This window comes from uncultured Plantibacter sp. (assembly GCF_963518075.1).
Classification (GTDB): domain Bacteria; phylum Actinomycetota; class Actinomycetes; order Actinomycetales; family Microbacteriaceae; genus Plantibacter; species Plantibacter flavus_A.
The window spans coordinates 159,405-180,297 of the sequence record NZ_CAUQHZ010000003.1 but is presented as its reverse complement, the minus strand read 5'-3'; the positions used below and the strand labels follow the sequence as shown (position 1 = coordinate 180,297).

Here is a 20,893-nt window from a genome sequence, read left to right as displayed (position 1 = left end):
CTCAGCGGCGCGGTCTGACCTGGTCGAAATCGAGGATGCGGCTCGGGGTCACGGCACCGCCGACGGGTTCGTCGTGGATCTCGCTCGGGACCTCGTCGAGGATCTCGGTGTCGTACAGCACGGCGTAGACGGGAGGGCAGCGCTCCATCGAGCCGAGCGTCTTGTCGAAGTACCCGCGACCCCAGCCCATGCGCATGCCGTGGGCGTCGACGGCGGCCGCGGGGACGAGGATGAGGTCGACGTCGTTGATCGCGATGGGGCCGAGGGTGGTACCCACGACCTCGGGGGTGCCGGCGAAGCCCACCGTCTCGATGCCCTCTTCGCCGATCGTCCAGTCGAGGAGCCCGTCGGTGCGGGTGATGGGGAACAGGATGCGGATGCCCGCCTCCTGCGCCCATTGCAGGAAGGGCCTGGTGTCGGGCTCACTCGGGGAGGAGAGGTAGCAGGCGATCGAGCTCGCGCCGAATCGGGAGACCAGGGCTCGGAGGTTGTCCGTGAGGCCGGTGGTCGACCGTTCCTTCTCGAGGGAGGTGAGCAGCTCCCGCCGCTCACGGAGCTCGGCGCGCAGCGCTCGTTTCTCGTGTTCGGCGGGGCTCGTCATGCGACCCATTCTAAACGGCTCGTCGTCGCGCCCGGCTCGTTGCCCGTCGTCCTACCCGACATCCGCCGCCTCGTCCAGGGGTTCGGGGGATTTCACCCTCGATCGAGGGGGTATTCGGGTACTTCACCGACTCCACACGATAGGTTTTTCCTCATGACCACTCGTGTTACCAAAGCAGTCATCCCCGCAGCAGGTCTCGGCACCCGGTTCCTTCCGGCGACGAAGGCCCTGCCGAAGGAGATGCTCCCCGTCGTCGACAAGCCGGCCATCCAGTACGTCGTCGAGGAGGCCGTCAGCGCCGGGCTCGCCGATGTGCTCATGATCATCGGCCGCAACAAGAACGCACTTGCGAACCACTTCGACCGCGTGACCGAGCTCGAGCTCAACCTCGCGAAGAAGGGCGACACCCAGCGCCTCGAGAAGGTCAACGAGTCGAATGAGCTCGCCGACATCCACTTCCTGCGCCAGGGAGACCCGAAGGGCCTCGGCCACGCCGTCCTCCGGGCCAAGCGCCACGTCGGCGACGAGCCCTTCGCCGTGCTCCTCGGCGACGACCTGATCGACGCCCGCGACGTCCTCCTCGAGCGCATGCTCGAGGAGCAGGACAAGCGGAACGCGACGATCATCGCCCTCATGGAGGTCGACCCTGACTCGATCCACATGTACGGTGCGGCAGCCGTCGAGGCGACCGACGACTCCGACGTCGTGCGGGTGACCGGCCTCGTCGAGAAGCCTGCGAAGGAGGACGCCCCGTCCAACCTCGCCATCATCGGTCGCTACGTGCTGAAGCCCGAGGTGTTCGAGATCCTCGAGCGCACCGAGCCGGGCAAGGGCGGCGAGATCCAGCTGACCGACGCGCTCCAGGAGATGGCCGCCGACGTCGAAGGCACGGGCGGCGTCTACGGCGTCATCTTCCGTGGCCGTCGCTACGACACGGGCGACCGCCTCGACTACATCAAGGCGATCGTGCAGCTCGCGGTCGACCGCGAGGACCTCGGTCCCGAGCTGCGTCCGTGGCTCAAGGACTTCGCCGGGGACCTCGACTGACTCCAGCCGACGACACACGCCGCGCCCCGGGTCCGCAACCGCGGATCTCGGGGCGCGATGCTGTCGACGACGTGGTGTCGGTGCATCGGTGAGCGCTCCACTAGGCTCACCACAGAACGCGAGAGGGGTGGCACGGTGGCGCAGGTCGTACCCGTTCTGAGCAGTGGGCGAGTGAGCATCCGGCCGATCAAGGTCCGTGACGCGAGGCCGCTCGAGCGCGAGCTCGCGGAGAACCGAGCCTGGTTGCGCCGCTGGGAGGCGACGAGTCCCTACGGCCCGGTCCCGGCCGACAGCCGTGCGGCGATCCGGTCGCTGCAGAACCACGCGCGCTCGGGCGCGGGCCTTCCGTTCGTCATCGAGGTTGACGGGGAGTTCGCCGGCCAGCTCAACGTCTCCGGCATCACGTACGGATCGCTGGCCTCGGCGTCGATCGGCTACTGGGTCTCCCAGCGGTTCGCGGGTCTCGGTGCCACACCGATCGCGACCGCTCTGGCCACCGACCACTGCTTCACCGCCCTGCAGCTCCACCGGTTGGAGATCTGCATCCGGCCCGAGAACGCTCCGAGCCTGCGGGTCGTCGAGAAGCTCGGGTTCCGGTACGAGGGTCTGCGCCGCCGCTTCATCCACATCGACGGCGACTGGCGCGACCACTTCTGCTTCGGCCTCGTCCGCGAAGAGGTCCCGGGCGGCGTCCTCAACCGGTGGTTGGACGGCCAGGTCCCGAAGGACGCGTGTGTGATCCCCGAAGCCGACCGTCTCGCGGCCGCGTCGCCGTTCCCCCCTCGCTGAGCAGATAGCCGTTTTCCCCCTCCATCCGGGGACACACCCACCTGTTGATCGGTCTCAGGTCATCGACCCGCTACGGTCAGGGACATGGACGGCGGATTCCTGAGCGGTGGGGTGATCATTCTGGTCGCAGCGATGCTGTGGCTGGTGTACCTGGTGCCGTCGTGGGTGCGCGACAGTCAGTTCTCGGCCAGCGAGCGCAACGCGATCCGGCTGCAGCAGACGCTCCGTGTGCTCGCCGAGACCGCTGAGGTCCCGGAGGCCGTCCGGCTCGAGGCGACGTCGCGTGAGGTCGCCGCGCAGCGCAAGCTCCTCAAGCAGCTCGAGGCCAGGACGAAGGCGACGGCCGAGGCCGCGGCACGTGTCGAACTCGCCGAAGCCGATCGGATCCGTCGCGAGGAGGAGGCCAGGGCCGTGCAGGCCGAAGCCGCCGCCCGTGCCGCGGAGGACGCTCGTCGCGCCGCCGCTGCCGCAGCCCGTGCCGTGCAGCGCAACGCCCGGGCGGCGAAGCTCGCGCGGAGCCGTCGTCGCTCCAGGCTGCTCGCGACCACCGTGTTGGTCGCCTCCATCATCGGGTTCTGCTCCGGCGTGACCGCGTTCATCGCAGGTGGCGGTCTCGTCCTCGGTATCTCGTCCACGGTCGTCGGGCTGCTCGCGCTCTCTGCGCTCTCCCGGATGTCGCGCATCGCCCACCGTGCCGTCGCACCGGTACCGGCGGTCGCGGTCACGACCAGGCGTGTCGAGTCGGCGCTCTTCGAGTACAACGAGCCCGTCAAGGCGGCGTCGCAGGCGCAGACCTGGACCCCGACGTCCATCCCGAAGCCGCTCCACCTCTCCGAGGGCTCGTCGGCTGCCGCCGAGCTGGCGAAGGCCGACGCCTACGACCGCCTGCGTCAGGCGGCCATGCAGGAGGCCATCGCGTCCCGCGCCGAGCGTCTCGCGCCGGTCGTGCCGACGATCGTCCGACGTCCGGAGCCCGTCGCCGCTCCGCAGCCCGAGCGCGTCGAACCGCAGTCGGCCCCGAGTCGTTTCGCCTCGATGGGTGTCGTCGACGAGGGCGAGATCGCCGCCGGCGGATCCACCCTGTTGCAGCGTCGCCGCGCCGCGGGCTGAGTCCCGACCGCGCCCGTCCGGTCGTTCATGAACCGGTCACCGGCGACGGATAGACTCGTCGAGGGGGTTCGTCGCTCGGTTCTCGTCGGCGCCCTGGAACGCGAAAGGTGACCATGGGCGTGTGGCGGAAGAGCCGGCGGAAGCCGATGAAGCCCTACGTCGCGCCCCCTGAGGTGGCTCCGCCGCCGGTCGAGCACGCGGTCGAGGAAGGCCTCCTCATCGCGCGGTCCTGGACCGTGGTCGAGGTCACGAACTGGATCATCGAGCGTGCACTCCGCGACGGTGCGTCCTACGACGCCGAGGCGACGCAGGCGGCTGTCCGGCGCGAGCTGGGTCGCATGGCGGACGAGCAGGAGGAGTACGCGGACCTGGCACGGGAGGCGCGCCAGACGGCGTTCCAGCGGCGGGGGAGCGCTCGTCATCAGCACGACTACCGCGCTGGCGACCTGAGTGCCCTGTCCCGTCGCCGCGAGGTGTACTCGGGGCTCGCCGCCGAACTCCGTCGGGTGAGCAAGGACGAGGAGTTCGTCGCGGGGATCGCGGAGTCCGCTCGTGAGCGTGCGTGGGGCGACCTGGAGCGCGCCATCCAGGCGAAGCTCGACCGGGTCCTCGACGAGCCGGTCGTCGACGAGCACTATCGCCGTGCCCGGAGCCAGCGGCTCCGCTGGTTCCGGGATCTCGACCTCGCTGCCCTCATCGCCGCCAATCCCAAGGACGGCAGCATGCCGGTCGACGACGGCCCGAACCCCTACGAGGACTAGCGCGGTCGGTTCGAAACGGCTCGCCGGTTCTGCTAGCCTGGACGAGTAGTTGGGCCCATGGCGCAGTCCGGTAGCGCACCTCGTTCGCATCGAGGGGGTCAGGGGTTCGAATCCCCTTGGGTCCACCAGCTGCAACGACAACCCCGCGCCTCACGGTGCGGGGTTGTCGTGTTTCCGGGTGTCGGCAGCGTCCTGTCCCGTGTCGGCGGCGCCCCGCGTCCTGTACGGTCAGGGGCACGGCGCCGCTTCGGTTCCCGTGAACGGGACGAGCAGTCATGCCAGCAGCATCCGAACCGACCGTGCAGCACGACGCCGTCCTCGGGGTGATCGGCACCTCGCTGAAACCAGACGAACGACGCGTGCCGATCCACCCGGCGCACTTCGAGCGCATCCCGGAGGAGTTCCGGTCACGGATCGTCGTGGAGCACGGCTACGGTGCCCGGTTCGGTGTCTCCGACGAGGAGATCGCGCCCTCCGTCCGCTCGTTCGCGACGCGCGCCGAGGTCATCGCGCAGGCGGACGTCGTTCTGTTGCCGAAACCGCAGCTCGAGGATGTCCAGGAGCTCCGCGACGGGCAGACACTCTGGGGCTGGCCGCACTGCGTCCAGGACACCGCGCTGACGCAGCTCGCGATCGACAAACGGCTCACGCTGATCGCTTTCGAGGCGATGAACCACTGGGCCGCCGACGGCAGCTTCGGCTTGCACGTCTTCCACAAGAACAACGAACTCGCCGGCTACAGCTCGGTGATCCACGCGTTGGAACTCTGCGGCTCCACCGGCAGCTACGGCCGTCGCCTGACCGCCGTGGTCATCGGCTTCGGCGCGACCGCCCGAGGTGCGGTGACCGCGCTCAACGCCCACGGGATCCACGACGTGCGCGTGCTCACCAACCGCCGCGTCGCGGCGGTCGCGGCGCCCATCCACTCCGCCCGCATGATCCAGTTCGACCACGATGACGGCCCGTATCTGAGCGAGGTCATCACCGACGAGGGTCGCGTGCCACTCGCGCCCTTCCTGGCGGAGAGTGACATCGTCGTCAACTGCACCCTGCAGGACCCCAACGCACCACTGCTCTACCTCCGTGAGGACGACCTCGGCGCGTTCCGACCCGGGAGCCTCATCGTGGACGTCTCCTGCGACGAGGGCATGGCCTTCGAGTGGGCGCGCACGACCGGATTCGACGACCCGATGTTCACCGTCGGGCCCGGGGAGATCAACTACTACGCGGTCGACCACAGCCCCTCGCTGCTGTGGAACTCGTCCAGCTGGGAGAACAGCGAGGCGTTGCTGCCGTTCCTGCCCACCGTCCTGGCCGGCCCGGCCGCCTGGGTCGACAGCCTGACCGTCCAGCGGGCCGTCGAGATCCAGGACGGCGTCATCCGCAACCCTGCGATCACCGAGTTCCAGCACCGTTCGGCGGAGTACCCGCACGAGGTCCTCCCGGGCTGATCGGTTCTCGGCCGAGCGTTCAAGCAGCGGGCCGCGGCGGGCCTCTCGGTGAACCACTGACGGAGGCATCGCGCCCGGGAGGCCTCTCGCGGGCACTTCGACAGGCTCAGTGACCGGGGGTGGTCCACCCGGAACCCTCCGGTCCTCGAGCAATCGTTCCCCGCTCCCTGAGTGACCCCTTCCGGTCCCTGAGCCTGTCGAAGGGCACACGGGCGACCACACGAATCCGGCGCTGTTCACCCGGTCCCTGCGCCTGTCGAAGGGCACGCGGAGAACCTCACGAATCCGGCGCCCTCCCTCCGGTCCCTGAGCCTGTCGAAGGGCCCACGGAGGACTCCACGAATCCGGCGCCCGTTCTCCGGTCCCTGAGCCTGTCGAAGGGCACACGAACAACTTCCACAGTCACCCTCACTCGGCATCTGGAATGTCAGTGGTCCATGGTGGACTTGTCCCATGACCGAGACCCCCCTCACCGCGACCCGCGTCGGCGACGAATACGCCGCGCAACTCGCGGAGTTCTCGGACGAATACGCAGAGATCCAACGGCTGCGGGCAGCCCTCGACGCGCGTGAGGCCCGGCTCCTCGCCCGCTCCGCCGCCTACGCGGACGCCTTCGCCGACGCCACGGTCCCGGCGATCTTCCCGCCCGCGGAACGCCAGGCGCTCTCTCGTCGTTCGACGTGTGCGGCGCTCGCGATGGCGACCCGCACCCCTGAGCGGACCGTGCAGCGTGCGACGAACGACGCCGAGCGGCTCGTCAACGACGCACCGGCCGTGCTCGCCTCCCTTGAAGCGGGCCGGATCTCGGCCAGGCACGCGCAGACGATCATCGACCAACTCAGTGACGTGCCGACCGCGGGGCGGGCGGTGTTCCTCGCGGAAGTCTTGCAGGTTGCGGAGGAGTCCACCAACGCGAACCTTCGCAGGCGCGCCCGCGTCCTGCGTGAGCGCCTGCACCCGGAATCGATCACTGCGAGAGCGGTCCGGTCCGAGGCGGACCGCCGGGTCGAGTTCGAACCGGCAGCGGACGGCATGGCGTGGGTGCGCCTGTTCACGACGGCACCCATTGCGCAGGGCATCCTCGAGCGCGTCGAAGCGGCCGCCGCGGAGTCACGTAAGGTCGGTGACAACCGCACCTGCGCCCAGCTGCAGGCGGACGCCCTCGCGGCGCTCGCGCTCACCGGCGTAACCCCGGAAGACGTGATGTCGAGCCCGGTCCTCCCGCACCCGATCGAGGTCCAGGAGCACATCAAGCCGACCGTGCAGATCACGGTGCCGGCGCTCAGCATGGCCGGCGTCTCCGATGCACCCGGCATGCTCGACGGCTACGGCCCCATCGACCCGGAGACCGCCGCCCGCATCGCGGTGAACGCACCCAGCTTCACCCGGATCCTGGTCCAGCCGGAAACGGGTGCGGTCCTGTCCGTCGGGCGGCATCAATACCGCGTTCCGGCCGACCTCCAACGGGCGGTGCGGTTGCGGGACGGCACTTGTCGGGCACCTGGCTGCGGGAGACGGGCCCGGGCTTGCGATCTCGATCATTCCGTCGCCTGGGAACACGGAGGCACCACAGATGTGGGGAACCTCGCGTGCCTGTGTCGACATCACCACCGCCTGAAGCACCTGCCGGGGTGGAACCTCGACCACGGACCGGGTGGGGTCCTCGAGTGGACGACACCTGACGGCAAGCAGTACCGGACGGAACCAGACCCCGCACCGTTCTGACCCCCGCCGGTCCCTGAGCTGCGCCGCACTTCGACAGGCTCAGTGACCGGGGAGGACGGGCTCAGTGACCGGGAGAGGTGCACTTCGACAGGTTCGCTGACCGTGTGTGGGTGAGTCCGGAAGGCTCTGGTCCCTGAGCTTGTCGAAGGGCAGCCGGGTCGCGCCGGCTCAGCGACCGGGCGAGGCGTGCCTGGGTGTTCCGGGCCCCTGAGCCTGTCGAAGGGCGCTCGGGCGTGGCACTCCCGGGTGGCTGCACGGCCTGAGAGGTTCGTGGCAGGCCGCGCAAGCGGTCGAGCCCGGCATGCACCCGCCCCTACGCTGGACGCTTGCGCCGTACGGCATCGGTCGGCGGAGGAACACATGGTGCACGACCGACTCGAGGAGGCATGGATGTTCGTTTGGCAGAGCTGGTGGGGTGTCGCCGCAGCGGCCGGGATAGCGCTGATCGCAGCGCTCGTCGTCATCGTGATCGTGTCGGTCTCCTTCCGGATGGCGGCGCGACGGAGCGAGTGGCCGGGAGCGCTCGCCGGGAGTGCCCGTCACCCCTTCCGGGCCCTCGTGATCCTGGTGGCCGTGTGGCCCGCGGTTGCGGCGACGCTTCCCGATGAGACCGCCCGTGGGTTCATCGACCAGACCTTCCGGATCGCGGTCATCGCCGCGGCCACATGGCTGGTCGCCGCACTGCTCGCCTTCGTCATCGGGCTCGGCCAGGCGCGGTACCGCATCGACGTCCCGAACAACAAGGTCGCCCGCCGCATGCAGACGCAGCTCGCGCTCGTCCGTCGCTTGGCGATCGCGGTCGTCGTCATCGTGGGTGTCGCCTCGATCCTCCTGACGTTCCCCGGCGTCCAGGGCGTCGGAGCGAGCGTGCTGGCCTCCGCCGGTGTCGTGAGCATCGTCGCCGGCCTCGCCGCGCAATCCGTCCTCGGGAACGTCTTCGCCGGGATCCAGCTCGCCTTCAGTGACGCGATCCGCGTCGACGACGTCGTCATCGTCGAGGGGGAGTGGGGCCGGATCGAGGAGATCACCCTCACCTACGTCGTCGTCGGCATCTGGGACGACCGCCGCATGGTGCTCCCCTCCACCTATTTCACCTCCACGCCCTTCCAGAACTGGACGCGGAACACGAGCGAGCTGCTCGGATCGGTCGAGTTCGACCTCGACTGGTGGGTGAGCCCCGCGGTCATGCGGACCGAGCTGGAGCGCATCCTCGACCGCACCGACCTCTGGGACGGCCGGGCGCAGGTGCTGCAGGTCACGGACGCCGTCGGCGGCTACGTGCGCATCCGCATCCTCGTCACCGCGGTGGACGCCCCGACCCTCTTCGACCTCCGGTGCCTCGTGCGCGAGCAGATGGTCGAGTGGATCCTCGCGCAGAACCCGTCGGCGATCCCGCGCAACCGGGTGCAGATGGTCGAGCAGGAGCCTCGTCCGGAACCGAAGCGCGGCGGTCCGGTGACCGAGCCGGTCGGGCTGTTCAGCGGCAGTGCCGAGGCCGAACAGCGCGCGAGCCTCTTCACGTCGTCGATCACCCTGCCCGACCTGGACGACGAACCCGAACGCTGACCGTCGCGCGGCCGGGCGCGTGTGCACCGAATCGTTGTCGTTCCGGCGATCCTGTATGCGCTTCCCATCGCTACCATCAAGGGAACCTCGCCGGGTGACCTGCCGGCGGGCCGTCGGCGCTGCTGCCGACGTGAACGGACGGCGCCGGCCCGAACCCCGGCGACGGCATGCGAAGGAGACCGCGCGTGAACGACGACACCCTCTTCCTCACCGATGAGGACACCGCCGTCCCCGACGAACGCCCCGAACAGCGTCTCGAACGACGCTCCGCGTCCGTCCTCAAGCACCGGCTCCTCGAACAGGAACGCAAACAGTTCGAGGAGTCCCTCGCCTCGGCGAAGGCGGACGGTGCCCTCGAACGCGCGGCGGCCCTCATCGTCTCCGCTCGACGACGTTTCCTCATCGGGGCGTCGAAGTCCTTCACCTATGCGTCACTCCTCGCCGCAGACCTCAGCTACGGCCTCGCGAACGTGACGCTCATCGACGGCACCATCGTGCGTCCCCTCGACGTCCTCAGCGACGTTCGGACGAGCGACGTCATGATCGCCGTGTCGCTGCAGCGGTACCGGAAGTACACGATCGACTCCGTCGTCCCGTTCGCCGAGGCGGGAGGCAGCCTCGTGCTCATCACCGACGCCCCGGACGCCCCGTTGACCCCGTACGCCGACGAGACGATCGTCCTCGGCCGTGCCGAGGACGGACACCCGAGTTCCTCGATCGGGATCGCGCTCACCCTGCACGTCCTCGCCACGCTCACGACGGCCAGCGCCAAGGGCGCCGGCCGACGGGCGGTGGAGCGGGAGCGCCTAGCCGAGACGCTCGGGGTCTACGTCTCCGACGAGGGCTGAGCGCGGACCGGGCTCAGCTGCCCGAACCCTTCCCCTCGCGCACGATCGACAGGGGTTCCGTGATGTCCTCGAGGGACTTCCGCGCGGCGTCGACCCCGAAGATGAGGGCGACCAACCCGCCGAGGATCATCACGCCGGCGCCGACGAAGTATCCGACGGTGAGCGGCCCGCGGTCGGTGCCGTCGCCGATCAGGATCCCGTACAGCAGGGGCGCGACCGAACCCGCGATCTGTCCGATCGCGAAGAAATAGCCGATCACCTGGCTGCGGAGCTCGAGCGGGAAGATCTCGCTCACGGTCAGGTAGGCGCTGGACGCGCCGGCGGAGGCGAAGAAGAACGAGACGCACCAGAAGATCGTCTGCGTCGTCGCGTCGAGCGCACCGGCGTTGAAGAGCACCGCAGACACGGCCAGGACCGCCCCCGAGACCCCGTAGGTGAGGAAGATCATCTGGCGACGACCCCAGGTGTCGAACAGCCTGCCGAGGAGGAGCGGGCCGAGCAGGTTGCCGATCGCGAAGGGGAAGAAGTAGTACTGCGTCGACGAGGGGCTCGTGCCGTAGAAGTTCTGCAGCACGAGCGCGTAGGTGAAGAAGATCGCGTTGTACAGGAACGACTGCGTGATCATCATCGCGAGGCCGACGAAGGTACGCTTCGGGTACTTCGAGAAGAGGACGCCGAAGATGGTCCGGATCGGGATGTGGCCCTGGGCCTGCACCGTGAGCGCCTTCGACTCGTCGACCGGCTCGATCGTCCCGCCCTGTTTGCGGACGGTCGCCTCGATGTCGTCGACCGTTGCCTCCGCCTCCTGTTCCCGACCGTGCGTCATGAGCCAGCGCGGACTCTCGGGGATGTGGCGTCGCAGGAAGATGATGGCGAGGCCGAGGACTGGCCCGATGAAGAACCCGATGCGCCAGCCGACGTCCTCCGCGAAGTAGTCGGTGTTCAGCAGGAAGAGGTTCGCGGCCGATCCGAGGGCGGCGCCGCCCCAGTAGGTGCCGTTGATGGCGATGTCGACGTGCCCGCGGTACTTCGACGGGATGAGCTCGTCGATGGCCGAGTTGATCGCCGCGTACTCGCCGCCGATGCCCATACCGGCGAAGAACCGGAAGATGGCGAGGAACCAGAACGTGGGGGACAGGCCGGCGATGCCACTCGCGACGAGGTAGATCGCGAGGGTCAGGATGAAAAGCTTCTTGCGGCCGAGGCGGTCCGCCATGCGGCCGAAGACGAGGGCTCCCGTCACCTGGCCGAGCAGGTAGATCGTCCCGAGGAGGCCGACCTCCGCCGCCGACAGCCCCAGCGACTTCTGGAATCCGGCGGAGGCGACGATCTGGATCTCGAGGCCGTCGAGCACCCACGAGAAGCCGAGACCGACGACGATCATCCAGTGGAACCGGGTCCACGGCAGTCGGTCCATCCTGGCGGGGACGAGGCTCCGCACCGGGGCCGGCTGCCCGGAGGTCGACGTGTTCGACATGGAATGGCTCCTTCCACGGCCGTCCCGTCGACGGTCGATCCGGGAGATGACGCTACTCCCGCGGCGGGCATCGGACGTCGCCGATCGGTGCCCCTTGACTTCGTCCTGGCGGAGGAGCACCCTACGCCCGGCACCCCGTGCGATGGCGCCCGGTGGCGCGGAATGGTCGTACGCTCGAAGCGCGACGAGATCGCGGACGGCTGCCGAGGGCCGTCGAGGAGGAGGCGGCATGCACCTGGTCGAGGACAGCACCGAGACGGACATCACACGGGTCTTCCAGGACCGGATCACCTCCGGCGTCGCCCCGGGATCGTACGTCGCCGTGTTCGACCGCGAGCGGGTCCGGTTCGAACAGGGGTTCGGCGGAGTCACCGTGGGCGGTCCGGTGCCCGACGCCGACACGCTGTTCCGCATCGCCTCCTGCACGAAGAGCTTCACCGCCGCCGTGCTCCTCATCCTCCGCGACGCCGGCCGCCTCGACCTGGACGCACCGGTGGACGGGTTCGTGCCGGAGTTCGCGCCGGTGCTCCCTGACGGCATCGCCGTCCGTCCGACCGTACGGATGCTCCTGACGATGTCGGGTGGGCTCGGAACGGACGATCCGTGGGGTGACCGCCAGGAGTCGATCACCGTGGACGAGTTCCGGCGGCTGCTCGTGCGCGGCGTCCGATGCGTCACGACACCCGGGACGGCCTTCTCCTACTCGAACCTCGGCTACGCGTTGCTCGGGCAGGTCATCGAGCGTGTGACCGGTGGCTCCTACATCGATGCGGTGACCTCGCTCCTGCTGGAGCCGCTCGGGCTCGGCGCAGTGTTCGAGCGACCCGAGGGCGACGGGGCGGTCACGGCGACCGGTCATCGTGTCCGCCGCGAACGGGCCGTCGATGAGGACGGCCGATTCGTCGAGGTCCCGTTCTCCGGGCCCGGGGTCTTCTCCTCGATCGGCGGGCTCTTCGCCTCGGCCTCCACCCTGATCGGATGGGTGCGCTGGCTCGACGGCGCGTGGACCGGGGACGAGACCGGACCGCTGTCGAGCGCCAGCCGCCGCGAGATGCAGCAACTGCACCGGCTGGCTCCGTCGCGGCCCACGCTCGACGGCGTGCCGCCGAGACTCGCGCTCGGCTACGGCTTCGGCCTCTTCGTCGAGGAGGACGCCGACCTCGGGACGCTCGTCTCGCACTCGGGCGGCTACCCCGGCTACAGCGCCCACATGCGGTGGCACCCGACATCGGGGTTCGGCGTCGTCGCCTTCGAGAACGCCGGCTACGCGGCCGTGGCGAAGCCCGCCGAACAGGCCTTGCGGCTGGCGATCGCGGGAGCCCAGGCCTCCGGCGAGCTGCTGGAACCGGCGATCCGCCCTTGGCCGGAGACCCTCGTGGCGTCGATGACCGCGACCGGGCTGCTGTCGCATTGGGACGACCGCGTCGCCGCGTCGCTGTTCGCCGAGAACGTCGCCCTCGACCGACCGCTGGACGAGCGACGCGAGGCGGTCGACGCCGCTGTCACCGCCGTCGGTGGCATCGCCGAGGTGGCTTCGGGACGTGCGACGCCGATCTGCGATTCGCCTGACCACCTGGTCTGGTTCGTCGAGGGGACGGAGGGTCGCCTCCGCCTGGAGGTCCGGATGACACCTGTGCTCCCGCTCCGGGTCCAGACCTTCACGGTGACGGTCGACGACCAGGGCGAGTGAACGCCGAACGCCGGCAGCTGAGGCTCAGCTACCGGCGTTCAGGTGGAACAGGGTGGTTCGGTTCAGCCGATCGAGTCGTCGTCACCGTTGCCGTTGCGGTTCGTCGGGGAGATGTCCTCCGTCGACTCGACGTACTCGTAGTCGGTCGTCGTCGGGCCGTCGTGGTCGCCGGTGTTCGTCGCTTCGCCGACGGGGCGGTAGATGAGCTGGCCTTCGCCGTAGGGCAGGACGAGCTCGCCGTCCTGACCGTCTTCGAGCGGGATGATCTCGCTGTCGAGCGGGCCGCCGGTGAGTTTCGCAAGAGTCTGTGACATGTCGCCAGCCTAGCCCCGACGACTGTCAGAGTGCTGCGATGGTCCAGGACACCCGGTGTGGTGTATTGGGAGCCAGGACGACGAGGTCGGTCCCGGTCGAGAAGGCGTCGGGGGGACAGGTCATCGGTTCGACCGCCAGTCCCAGTCGGTTCAGCTCCGCGATGGGCTGATCGGCCGTGTGCACCTGGACCCAGGGCAGACCGTCACCCCAGTGCATGGCGACGCCGCTGCCGGAGGGCGTCGTCACGCGCACCGTGACCCGGCCGTCGACGTCGCGATCGAGCGCCGTGTACGCGTGATCGATGAAGGTGTCGCCGATGGTCCGGGGTGCGCGGAAGTCGAAGTGCTCCGTCGCCTCCGTATCGACCGGCTCCAGCGAGACCGGGATGAGCCGGTCCGGCGTGACGGTGAGCACCTCGGCGGCGGGCAGCTCCAGCGTCCAGTCGTCGACGCGACCTTCGCCGGCGACGAGATACGGGTGCGGCCCGGTGCCGTAGGGCGCGTCGACGTCACCGAGGTTCAGCGCCTCGACGTCGGTGTGGAGTCCCTCGTCGTCGAGCGTGTAGGTCGCGGTGACCTGGACTCGGAACGGATAGCCCTCCTGCGCCTCGACGACCACGCGGAACACCGCCGACGCCGTGCTCGACGCCACGAGTTCCCACTCCGACCAGGCGGCGAGCCCGTGGAGGGCGTGTCCGCGAGCGGGTTCCGTGAGTGCGAGCTGGTGGTCGACGCCCGCGAAGGTGTACCGGCCGTCGACGACGCGGTTGGGCCACGGGGCGAGCATGGCGCCGCGGAACGCCGGACGGACCTCCTCGGCGTCGAACGGGACCACGAGGTCTCGGCCGTCGTGCCGCAGGAACCGCAGCGAGGCACCGACCGAGGCGATCGACGCGGTGTACGCACCGTGCTCGAGATCGACCCGCCGTCCCGAGATCGGACGTCGGTCGACGGAGGCGGACGGGGACACGGCGCTGGTGGATTCGGTCACGGCCCCATTCTGTCGCATCGACGCCGACCGACCCTGTCGGCGGGCCGGCGCGGGTCGGTCGATGGGACGCGGCTCAGTCGAGGGATCGGCCGCGCATGTCCGAGAGGAACAGCGCGGCGACCGCGGCGACGACGAAGAAGGCGGCGAACACGGAGAAGAGCAGGGCGTTCCCTCCAAGGAGGAGCACCGGAACCGACAGCGGGGCGATGATCGAGGCGATGCGACCGATGCCGGCGGCCCACCCCGCCCCCGTCGCACGGAGCGCCGTCGGATACAGCTCCGGGGTCGTCGCGTACAGGGCGCCCCAGGCGCCGAGGTTGCAGAAGGACAGGCACATACCGAACACGATGATCATCGGTTCGGTCGTCGCCGTGCCGAACAGGACCGCCGACACCGCGGAGCCCGCGAGGAAGGTCGCGAGGGTCTGCTTCCGGCCCCAGGCCTCGATCAACCACGCCGAGACGGCGTAGCCCGGGATCTGGGCCAGGGTGATGATGAGGGTGAAACCGAAGGACCGCACGAGCGAGAAGCCGGAGGCGACGAGGATCGTCGGGATCCAGATGAACGCACCGTAGTAGGAGAAGTTGACGCAGAACCACACGATCCACAGCGATCCGGTGTCGCGGCGGTGCGTGGGCACCCACAGTCCACGGAGGCGCTCGCGGGCGGAGAGCCCTGCGCTCACGGGGGTGTCGGTGGTGGTCTTACCGGCGGCCTCCGGGTGGGCGACGCCGGCCGATGCCTCGAACTCACGGACGACGGCTTCTGCCTCGCGGTGGCGCCCACGCGACTCGAGGAAGCGCACCGACTCCGGCAGTCGCGTCCGCACGATGGCCGCGTAGACCGCGGGCAACGCGCCGATGGCGAGCGCCCAGCGCCACCCGTCGTCGCTCGTCGGCACGACCAGGTAGCCGATGAGGGCGGCGGCGATCCATCCGATCGCCCAGAACGCCTCCAGGAACACGATGATCCGCCCGCGGATCCGTGGCGGGGCGAACTCGCTCATGAGGGTCGAGGCGACGGGCAGCTCGGCGCCGAGTCCGAGGCCGACGATGAACCGCAGCACGATGAGCACGCCGAGTCCCCAGGCGAGGGCCGACGCGCCCGTCGCGATGCCGAACACGAGCAGGGTGATCGCGAAGACGTGGCGTCGACCGACCCGGTCGGCGAGCAGACCGCCGAGCGTCGCACCGATGGCCATGCCGAGGAACCCGGCTGAGGCGATCCAGGAGAGCTCCGTGTTCCCGAGCTGCCACTGCACGGCGAGCTGGGCGAGCACGAAGGACACGAGTCCCACGTCCATGGCGTCGAGGGCCCAGCCGACGCCGGAACCGACGAGCAGTCGCCCGTGGGCCTTGGTGAACGGGAGCGCGTCGAGGCGCTCGCTGCGGGTGCGGGGTGTGGTGGGGGCGGTGGACACGTCACCATTCTGGTGCAGGATGTGCCCGCCGGCGCCGGTCCGTCGCAGATAGGCTGACGACACGAACTGCAGGCGTGCGGCCGGGCAGTTCACCCGCTCCGCCCGCCGTTCCGTCGAAAGGCCACTCCCGTGACCGATGCACCGCCTCCCGACCCGCAGCAGCCTGACGGCCGCCCGCCGCAGTGGCCGACGGGTCAGCAGCCGCAGCAGCCGTATGGTCAGGCGCAGCAGCAGCCGTATGGCGGGCAGCCACAGCAGCCGCCGTATGGGCAGGGACCGCAGCAGCAGAACCCGTATGGCGGGCAGCAGCAGAACCCGTACCAGCAGAACCCGTATGGCGGGCTGCAGAACCCTCATCAGCAGAACCCCTATGGCGGGCAGCAGAACCCTCACCAGCAGAACCCGTATGGCGGGCAGCAGAACCCCTCCGGCGGGCAGCCGTACCAGCCGCAGCCGCCGTATCAGCCGCAGCAGAACCCGTACCAGCAGCAGCCACCGCAGGGCCCTCCCGGGTACGGCCAGCAGCCGCCGCCTCCCGGTGCCCCGAAGCGCAAGCGGACGGGGCTCATCATCGCCCTCGCGGTCGGTGTCCCGCTCGTGTTGGCGGCGATCATCACCGTCATCGCCCTCGTGCTCACGCAGGGTGGCGCGCCGGTCGCGGACCCGAGCCCCACCCGCTCGGCCACGCCGACGAAGACCGCGTCTCCGACGCCCACGGAGACGGACTCGACGCCCGAGCCGACCAAGACCTACGTCACCATTCCGCCGGATCTCGATTTCGCAGCAGGACAGGACGTCCCCACCGACTGGACGGCCTACCTCACGAACGACTTCGACTCGTCGTGGGCGGCAGCGGGTCAGGACGCGAACGGGATCGACATCTACACGAACGCCTCGACCTCGTGTGAGGTGCGGCTCGGCAACATCGCACTGACTCCGGAGGAGATCGCCGTCGGTGACGACCAGCGCTCGAGCGACGCCTATCTGTCGAAGTACGTCGGGGCCGACTACGTCAAGGCGGACGGCACGACCGAACAGCTGAACTACAACAGCGGTGGCGGGCTCATCGAGTTCCGGGTCCTGTCGTGGACGCAGGCGACGGGGGAGCGCACCTACTGGGGCGTCCGGTCGCTCACGAAGATGGGGACGCTGGTCGTCTTCACCTTCACGTGCAAGGACCAGGGCTCGCTCGACCTGCTCGCAAGCGACGTCGTGAACCTCATCTCCGTGGAGCTGCTCCCGAAGCGCTGACCGGTCCCGTCGTCAGAACGCGCGGAGGACCGCCTGCGCGACCGTGAAGATCGCGAGGCCGGCGAGCGCGCCGACGATCGTGCCGTTCAAGCGGATGAACTGCAGGTCGCGTCCCACGAGCAGCTCGATCTTCTGGGTCGTCTCCCGGGCGTCCCAACGCTCGACGGTCTCGGTGATGATGCTCGCGATGTCGTGCCGGTAGCGGGTGACGACGTAGGACAGGGCGTCCGCGACGCGGGTGTCGACGCGGGTGGAGAACGCCCGGTCGGTCGACAGCCGCCGACCGAAGTCTGCGATGGTGCCGGCGATCCGCACGCGGAGGTCGCTGTCGGGGGCGTCGAGCGCCTCGAGGAACGCGCTCTTCGCGGCCGTCCAGGTCTTGCCGGCGACCTCCCGGACGCGAGGACTGTCGATGACCTCGTGTTTGGCGTTCTCGAAGCGGGTGATGGTCGCGTCGTCGTGCTGCAGCTGCTCCGCGAGCTCGCCGAGGTACCCGTCGAGGGCATGACGGAGCTGGTGGTCGGGGTCCGCGCGGACGGCCTGGACGAAGGACACGGCCTCCCGGTAGAGCTTGTCGTCCACGAGCCGGTCGACGAAGGACGGCACCCAGGTCGGCAGACGGCTCGAGACCAGGCGCTCGAACGCCTTCGGGTTCGTGCTCAGCCACTCACCTGTGCGGTCGAGGAGGAGGTCGACCGCGTCGTGGTGCGCGCCCACGCCGACGATGTGCTCGACCCAACGGCCGATGTTCGGGGCCCACTGCGGGTCGATGAGGTGTTTGGACGCCAGCGCCTCGATGACCTCGCGGACGTCGTCGTCGGACAGCGTCTCCAGGAGGCCCCGCACCGCGATGGCCCCCTCGGCGGTGACCCGCTCGGCGTTCGCGGGCTCGGACAACCATCCGCCGAGCTTCTCGGAGACGGAAACGGACGCGAGCTTCTGCCGCACGACCTCCTCGGAGAGGAAGTTGGTCTCCACGAACTCGCCGAGGCTGACGCCGATCTCGTCCTTGCGCTTCGGGATGATCGCCGTGTGGGGGATCGGGATGCCGAGCGGGTGCCGGAAGAGGGCGGTGACGGCGAACCAGTCCGCGAGCGCCCCGACCATGCCGCCCTCGGAGGCGGCTCTGACATACGCCAACCACGGGTAGCGCCCCTCGAGCGCGAACGCGACGGCGAAGATGACCGCCATGACGAGGAGCAATCCGGTGGCGAGGCGTTTCATCGATCGCAGGGCTCGCGCACGGTCCGCATCGGCGGCGGTGAGTTCGAGTGTGGGGGAGCTCGTCATCCGCCCATCCTAGGCTCGTCGACCGTGTCCTCCGGTCCGATCGAGCAGGAGGGCACCGTACCCCCTGGTGGTACTCTGAGCCGGTGATCGAAGACATCAAGAAGCGGGCCCTGCACCGGACGAAGATCCTCGAGGGCCAGATGCGCGGCCTCGAGAAGATGATCGAGAACGAGGACTACTGCATGGACATCATCACGCAGTCGCTCGCCATCCAGAAGTCGCTGGGATCGCTCAACAAACTGCTCGTCGAGAACCACCTGCTGACGCACGTCACGCAGATGTTCGAGGAGGGCGCGGACAGCAAGGACGCCGCGGTCGGCGAGCTCCTGCGGATCTTCGAGCTCAGCAACAACCGCGGCTGAGCCGAGTCGTCAGGCCGGCCCGAGCCGTCACACGGGCCCGAGCCAGGCGTTCGCGACGGTGGCGTGGGCGGACTCGTCGTCGGAGGGATGGAACATCCCGGCGAGGACGTCGCGGTACAGCCGGCCCAATTCGCTCGCGGCGAAGTAGCTGCCGCCGCCGGCGACCCGGATCGCCTGATCGACGACCTCGCGGGCGGTCTCCGTCGCGCGGACCTTGAGCCCGACGAGCTTCGGGAACCAGAGCGCGCCGTGGTCGACCCCGTCGTCGAGGTCCCGGGCGATGCCGGCGAGCTGCGGCAGCATGCCGTCGTAGGCGATGGCGGCCGCCGCGATCCGACGGCGGATGTCGGGGTCCGCCGCGTAGCTCGCGCCACCGGCCTTCTTCGACGTCTTCCGGTGGGCGGTCTCGACCGCGAGTCGGAGGGCGCGTTCGCCGATGCCCGTGTACACGGCGGCGATGAGGGTCTCGAAGCAGGCGAAGATCCCGAAGACGATGGGGTCCGGGTTGGGCCCGGGGTCGAGGCGTCGGACGATGTGCTCCGCCGTCGACTCGGCGCCCTGGAGCAGGGTCGTCCTGCTCTGGCTGGCGCGCATCCCGACGGTGTCCCAGTCGTCGAGGATCTCGAACCCGCCGCGCGAGCGCTCGATGAAGCCGTAGACGACCTTCGGACCGTCGGCCGAGGTCGTGTCGAGCCCGGTCGTCCCCAGCCACGTCCACGCGGGTGACAACGAGGTGAAGATCTTCCGGCCGTGGAACCGATAGGAACCGTCGGGGCCCGGACGGGCTTCGGTGTCGGATCCGAAGAGCACGAGGTCGTTGCCCGCCTCGCTCACGCCGAACGCGTAGAGCTCGTCCCCGGCCGCTCCCTCGAGGACGAAGCGGAGCGAGTCGTCTCCTCGAGTGTGGAGCAGTCGCGCGACCCCCGTCCACACGAGGTGCATGTTGATCGCGAGGGCGGTCGCCGGGGCGGCGGTGGCGAGCCGGGACTGGAGCAGCGTGACCTCGCTCATGCCGAGGCCGAGGCCGCCGAACTCCTCGGGGACGAACGCCCGGAGGTAGCCGCACGCTCGCAGCTCCGCGAGGTCCTCGTCGAAGAAGGCGTTCTCACGGTCCGCCACGGCGGCACGTTCGCGGATGCGCTCGACGAGCCCGTCACTGAGGATCGAGGCGGGGTCGAACGATCGATCGGACGGGTGGTGCTGCGCTTGAGCGGTCACCGGTCCATTGTCGCATCGGGCCCGGCCGAGGTGGCAGGTGTCTGCGAGCGGCGAGCGGCGCGCCGGCGGCCCGACCTGACGAGGAGGACCACGACCGCGGCGACGACCGCGAGGGGGAGCAGCCACGGCACCAGGACGCCGACCACGACGACGAGCCCCGAGCAGGCGGCGACGAGCGCGTTCCACCCGGCGACCACGCCGCCCCAGAAGTCGGTGGGCACGCCCGGCGCGACCACGCCTGGGGCCACGAAGCTCACGAACACGGAGGAGAAGTCGACCTGGTCGGCGAGCGCGTCGCGCTGGGCGACCAGCCCGTCCAGTTCCGCCTGCCGCTGGGACAGGCTGGTCTCGGCGGCGAGGAGGTCGGCCGTCGTGGTCGAAGCCGCCATGAGTCCGAGCAGTCGGTCGACGGAGGCCTGGAGGGCGGTGACCCGCGCGTCGAGGTCGGCGGCCTGTGCCGTGACGTCCACCGCGGACACGGAGAGGCTGTTCACCGTGCCGAGTGCCTGCAGCTGTGCGAGCACGTCGTCGAAGTCGTCGGCGGGGATGCGGACCGTCAGGGTCGCCTGCGCGGCCTGGTCGGAGGTGCCCGGAGTCTCGTCGCGGCTGTCGACGCGCCCGCCCGCCTCGGTGACGATCCGGGTGGCGTCCGTCGCGGTGCTGATCGGGTCGTCAGCGGTGACGGTGAGTGAACCGGTCGTGACCACCTGCTGTTGCGTGAGGTCGGGGGAGGCGGCGCCGTCGACGCCGAGCTGCGCGTCGCCGGCGACCTGGCCGGGCGCGGGCATCGCAGCTCGCGAGTCGCTGCCGGCCTCGGTGCTCGACCCGGCCGAGCAGCCCGAGAGGACGAGCCCGACGAGGACGGCCGAGACCAACACGGTGGTGGTGCGGATCACTGCTGAGCGCTTCATGGCATCACCCTAGGGAGCCGTCGCACCGCGGAGGTGCAGGGACCCTGGGAAGCGGGTCACGATCAGGTCTC

Annotated in this window: 19 protein-coding genes and 1 tRNA gene; 12 read left to right on the top strand and 8 right to left on the bottom strand. The window is 69.6% G+C overall.

Going from position 1 to position 20,893, the window contains the following annotated elements; all coding sequences use genetic code 11:
- Position 1 precedes the first annotated feature (1 nt).
- On the bottom strand, positions 2-601 hold the full coding sequence (locus RWN05_RS06065; protein ID WP_064296593.1) for a 5-formyltetrahydrofolate cyclo-ligase: 600 nt from the start codon (positions 599-601) through the stop codon (positions 2-4).
- Between the two features lie 153 nt (positions 602-754).
- Here RWN05_RS06065 and galU point away from each other — a divergent pair, with 153 nt between their 5' ends.
- The 9 genes from galU to RWN05_RS06020 all read left to right on the top strand — a co-directional run bounded on the left by galU (position 755) and on the right by RWN05_RS06020 (position 9,898).
- A complete protein-coding gene (gene galU, locus RWN05_RS06060) occupies positions 755-1,648 on the top strand; it encodes a UTP--glucose-1-phosphate uridylyltransferase GalU (protein ID WP_064296542.1) in 894 nt (297 codons plus the stop codon).
- Positions 1,649-1,783: 135 nt separating this feature from the next.
- The gene (locus RWN05_RS06055; RefSeq protein ID WP_314138969.1) at positions 1,784-2,437 is read left to right on the top strand and encodes a GNAT family protein; all 654 of its coding nucleotides are present in this window, start codon (positions 1,784-1,786) and stop codon (positions 2,435-2,437) included.
- 84 nt (positions 2,438-2,521) lie between these two features.
- Entirely contained in the window at positions 2,522-3,547 is a 1,026-nt protein-coding gene (locus RWN05_RS06050) for a hypothetical protein (protein ID WP_314138968.1), read from the top strand.
- Positions 3,548-3,654: 107 nt separating this feature from the next.
- Positions 3,655-4,308, top strand: a complete 654-nt coding sequence (locus tag RWN05_RS06045) for a hypothetical protein (RefSeq protein WP_147427088.1) — start codon at positions 3,655-3,657, stop codon at positions 4,306-4,308.
- 51 nt (positions 4,309-4,359) lie between these two features.
- Positions 4,360-4,436: transfer RNA gene (locus RWN05_RS06040), tRNA-Ala, on the top strand.
- 147 nt (positions 4,437-4,583) lie between these two features.
- A complete protein-coding gene (locus RWN05_RS06035) occupies positions 4,584-5,759 on the top strand; it encodes a N(5)-(carboxyethyl)ornithine synthase (protein WP_079001934.1) in 1,176 nt (391 codons plus the stop codon).
- 453 nt (positions 5,760-6,212) lie between these two features.
- On the top strand, positions 6,213-7,484 hold the full coding sequence (locus tag RWN05_RS06030; RefSeq protein ID WP_314138967.1) for a DUF222 domain-containing protein: 1,272 nt from the start codon (positions 6,213-6,215) through the stop codon (positions 7,482-7,484).
- Positions 7,485-7,874: 390 nt separating this feature from the next.
- Positions 7,875-9,050: a mechanosensitive ion channel family protein gene (locus RWN05_RS06025; RefSeq protein ID WP_071261262.1), complete on the top strand. Its 1,176-nt coding sequence runs from the start codon at positions 7,875-7,877 to the stop codon at positions 9,048-9,050.
- A gap of 185 nt (positions 9,051-9,235) precedes the next feature.
- Positions 9,236-9,898, top strand: a complete 663-nt coding sequence (locus RWN05_RS06020) for an SIS domain-containing protein (RefSeq protein WP_314138966.1) — start codon at positions 9,236-9,238, stop codon at positions 9,896-9,898.
- A 13-nt stretch (positions 9,899-9,911) separates the two neighbouring features.
- Here RWN05_RS06020 and RWN05_RS06015 read toward each other — a convergent pair whose 3' ends face one another.
- Positions 9,912-11,375, bottom strand: coding sequence for an MFS transporter (locus RWN05_RS06015; protein WP_064296535.1), 1,464 nt, complete (start codon positions 11,373-11,375; stop codon positions 9,912-9,914).
- A gap of 229 nt (positions 11,376-11,604) precedes the next feature.
- On the opposite strand from RWN05_RS06015, the gene RWN05_RS06010 reads away from it, so the two are divergent.
- On the top strand, positions 11,605-13,065 hold the full coding sequence (locus RWN05_RS06010; protein WP_314138965.1) for a serine hydrolase domain-containing protein: 1,461 nt from the start codon (positions 11,605-11,607) through the stop codon (positions 13,063-13,065).
- Between the two features lie 62 nt (positions 13,066-13,127).
- Here the strand turns inward: RWN05_RS06010 and RWN05_RS06005 are convergent, their stop codons facing one another.
- The 3 genes from RWN05_RS06005 to RWN05_RS05995 all read right to left on the bottom strand — a co-directional run bounded on the left by RWN05_RS06005 (position 13,128) and on the right by RWN05_RS05995 (position 15,790).
- A complete protein-coding gene (locus RWN05_RS06005) occupies positions 13,128-13,379 on the bottom strand; it encodes a response regulator (protein WP_079001938.1) in 252 nt (83 codons plus the stop codon).
- A gap of 25 nt (positions 13,380-13,404) precedes the next feature.
- On the bottom strand, positions 13,405-14,370 hold the full coding sequence (locus tag RWN05_RS06000; protein ID WP_399542883.1) for an aldose 1-epimerase family protein: 966 nt from the start codon (positions 14,368-14,370) through the stop codon (positions 13,405-13,407).
- 73 nt (positions 14,371-14,443) lie between these two features.
- Positions 14,444-15,790 carry an MFS transporter gene (locus RWN05_RS05995; protein ID WP_240555702.1) on the bottom strand — a complete coding sequence of 449 codons (1,347 nt, stop codon included), beginning with the start codon at positions 15,788-15,790 and terminating at the stop codon, positions 14,444-14,446.
- Between the two features lie 129 nt (positions 15,791-15,919).
- Here RWN05_RS05995 and RWN05_RS05990 point away from each other — a divergent pair, with 129 nt between their 5' ends.
- Positions 15,920-17,041 carry a hypothetical protein gene (locus tag RWN05_RS05990; protein WP_314138964.1) on the top strand — a complete coding sequence of 374 codons (1,122 nt, stop codon included), beginning with the start codon at positions 15,920-15,922 and terminating at the stop codon, positions 17,039-17,041.
- A 12-nt stretch (positions 17,042-17,053) separates the two neighbouring features.
- Here RWN05_RS05990 and RWN05_RS05985 read toward each other — a convergent pair whose 3' ends face one another.
- A complete protein-coding gene (locus RWN05_RS05985) occupies positions 17,054-18,331 on the bottom strand; it encodes a DUF445 domain-containing protein (protein WP_314138963.1) in 1,278 nt (425 codons plus the stop codon).
- 83 nt (positions 18,332-18,414) lie between these two features.
- Here RWN05_RS05985 and RWN05_RS05980 point away from each other — a divergent pair, with 83 nt between their 5' ends.
- Positions 18,415-18,693 carry a metal-sensitive transcriptional regulator gene (locus RWN05_RS05980; RefSeq protein WP_314138961.1) on the top strand — a complete coding sequence of 93 codons (279 nt, stop codon included), beginning with the start codon at positions 18,415-18,417 and terminating at the stop codon, positions 18,691-18,693.
- 27 nt (positions 18,694-18,720) lie between these two features.
- Here RWN05_RS05980 and RWN05_RS05975 read toward each other — a convergent pair whose 3' ends face one another.
- Positions 18,721-19,911 carry an acyl-CoA dehydrogenase family protein gene (locus RWN05_RS05975; RefSeq protein WP_079001941.1) on the bottom strand — a complete coding sequence of 397 codons (1,191 nt, stop codon included), beginning with the start codon at positions 19,909-19,911 and terminating at the stop codon, positions 18,721-18,723.
- Positions 19,908-20,822: a DUF4349 domain-containing protein gene (locus tag RWN05_RS05970; protein ID WP_314138960.1), complete on the bottom strand. Its 915-nt coding sequence runs from the start codon at positions 20,820-20,822 to the stop codon at positions 19,908-19,910. The genes RWN05_RS05975 and RWN05_RS05970 overlap by 4 nt, the downstream gene beginning before the upstream one ends.
- Positions 20,823-20,893: the final 71 nt, after the last annotated feature.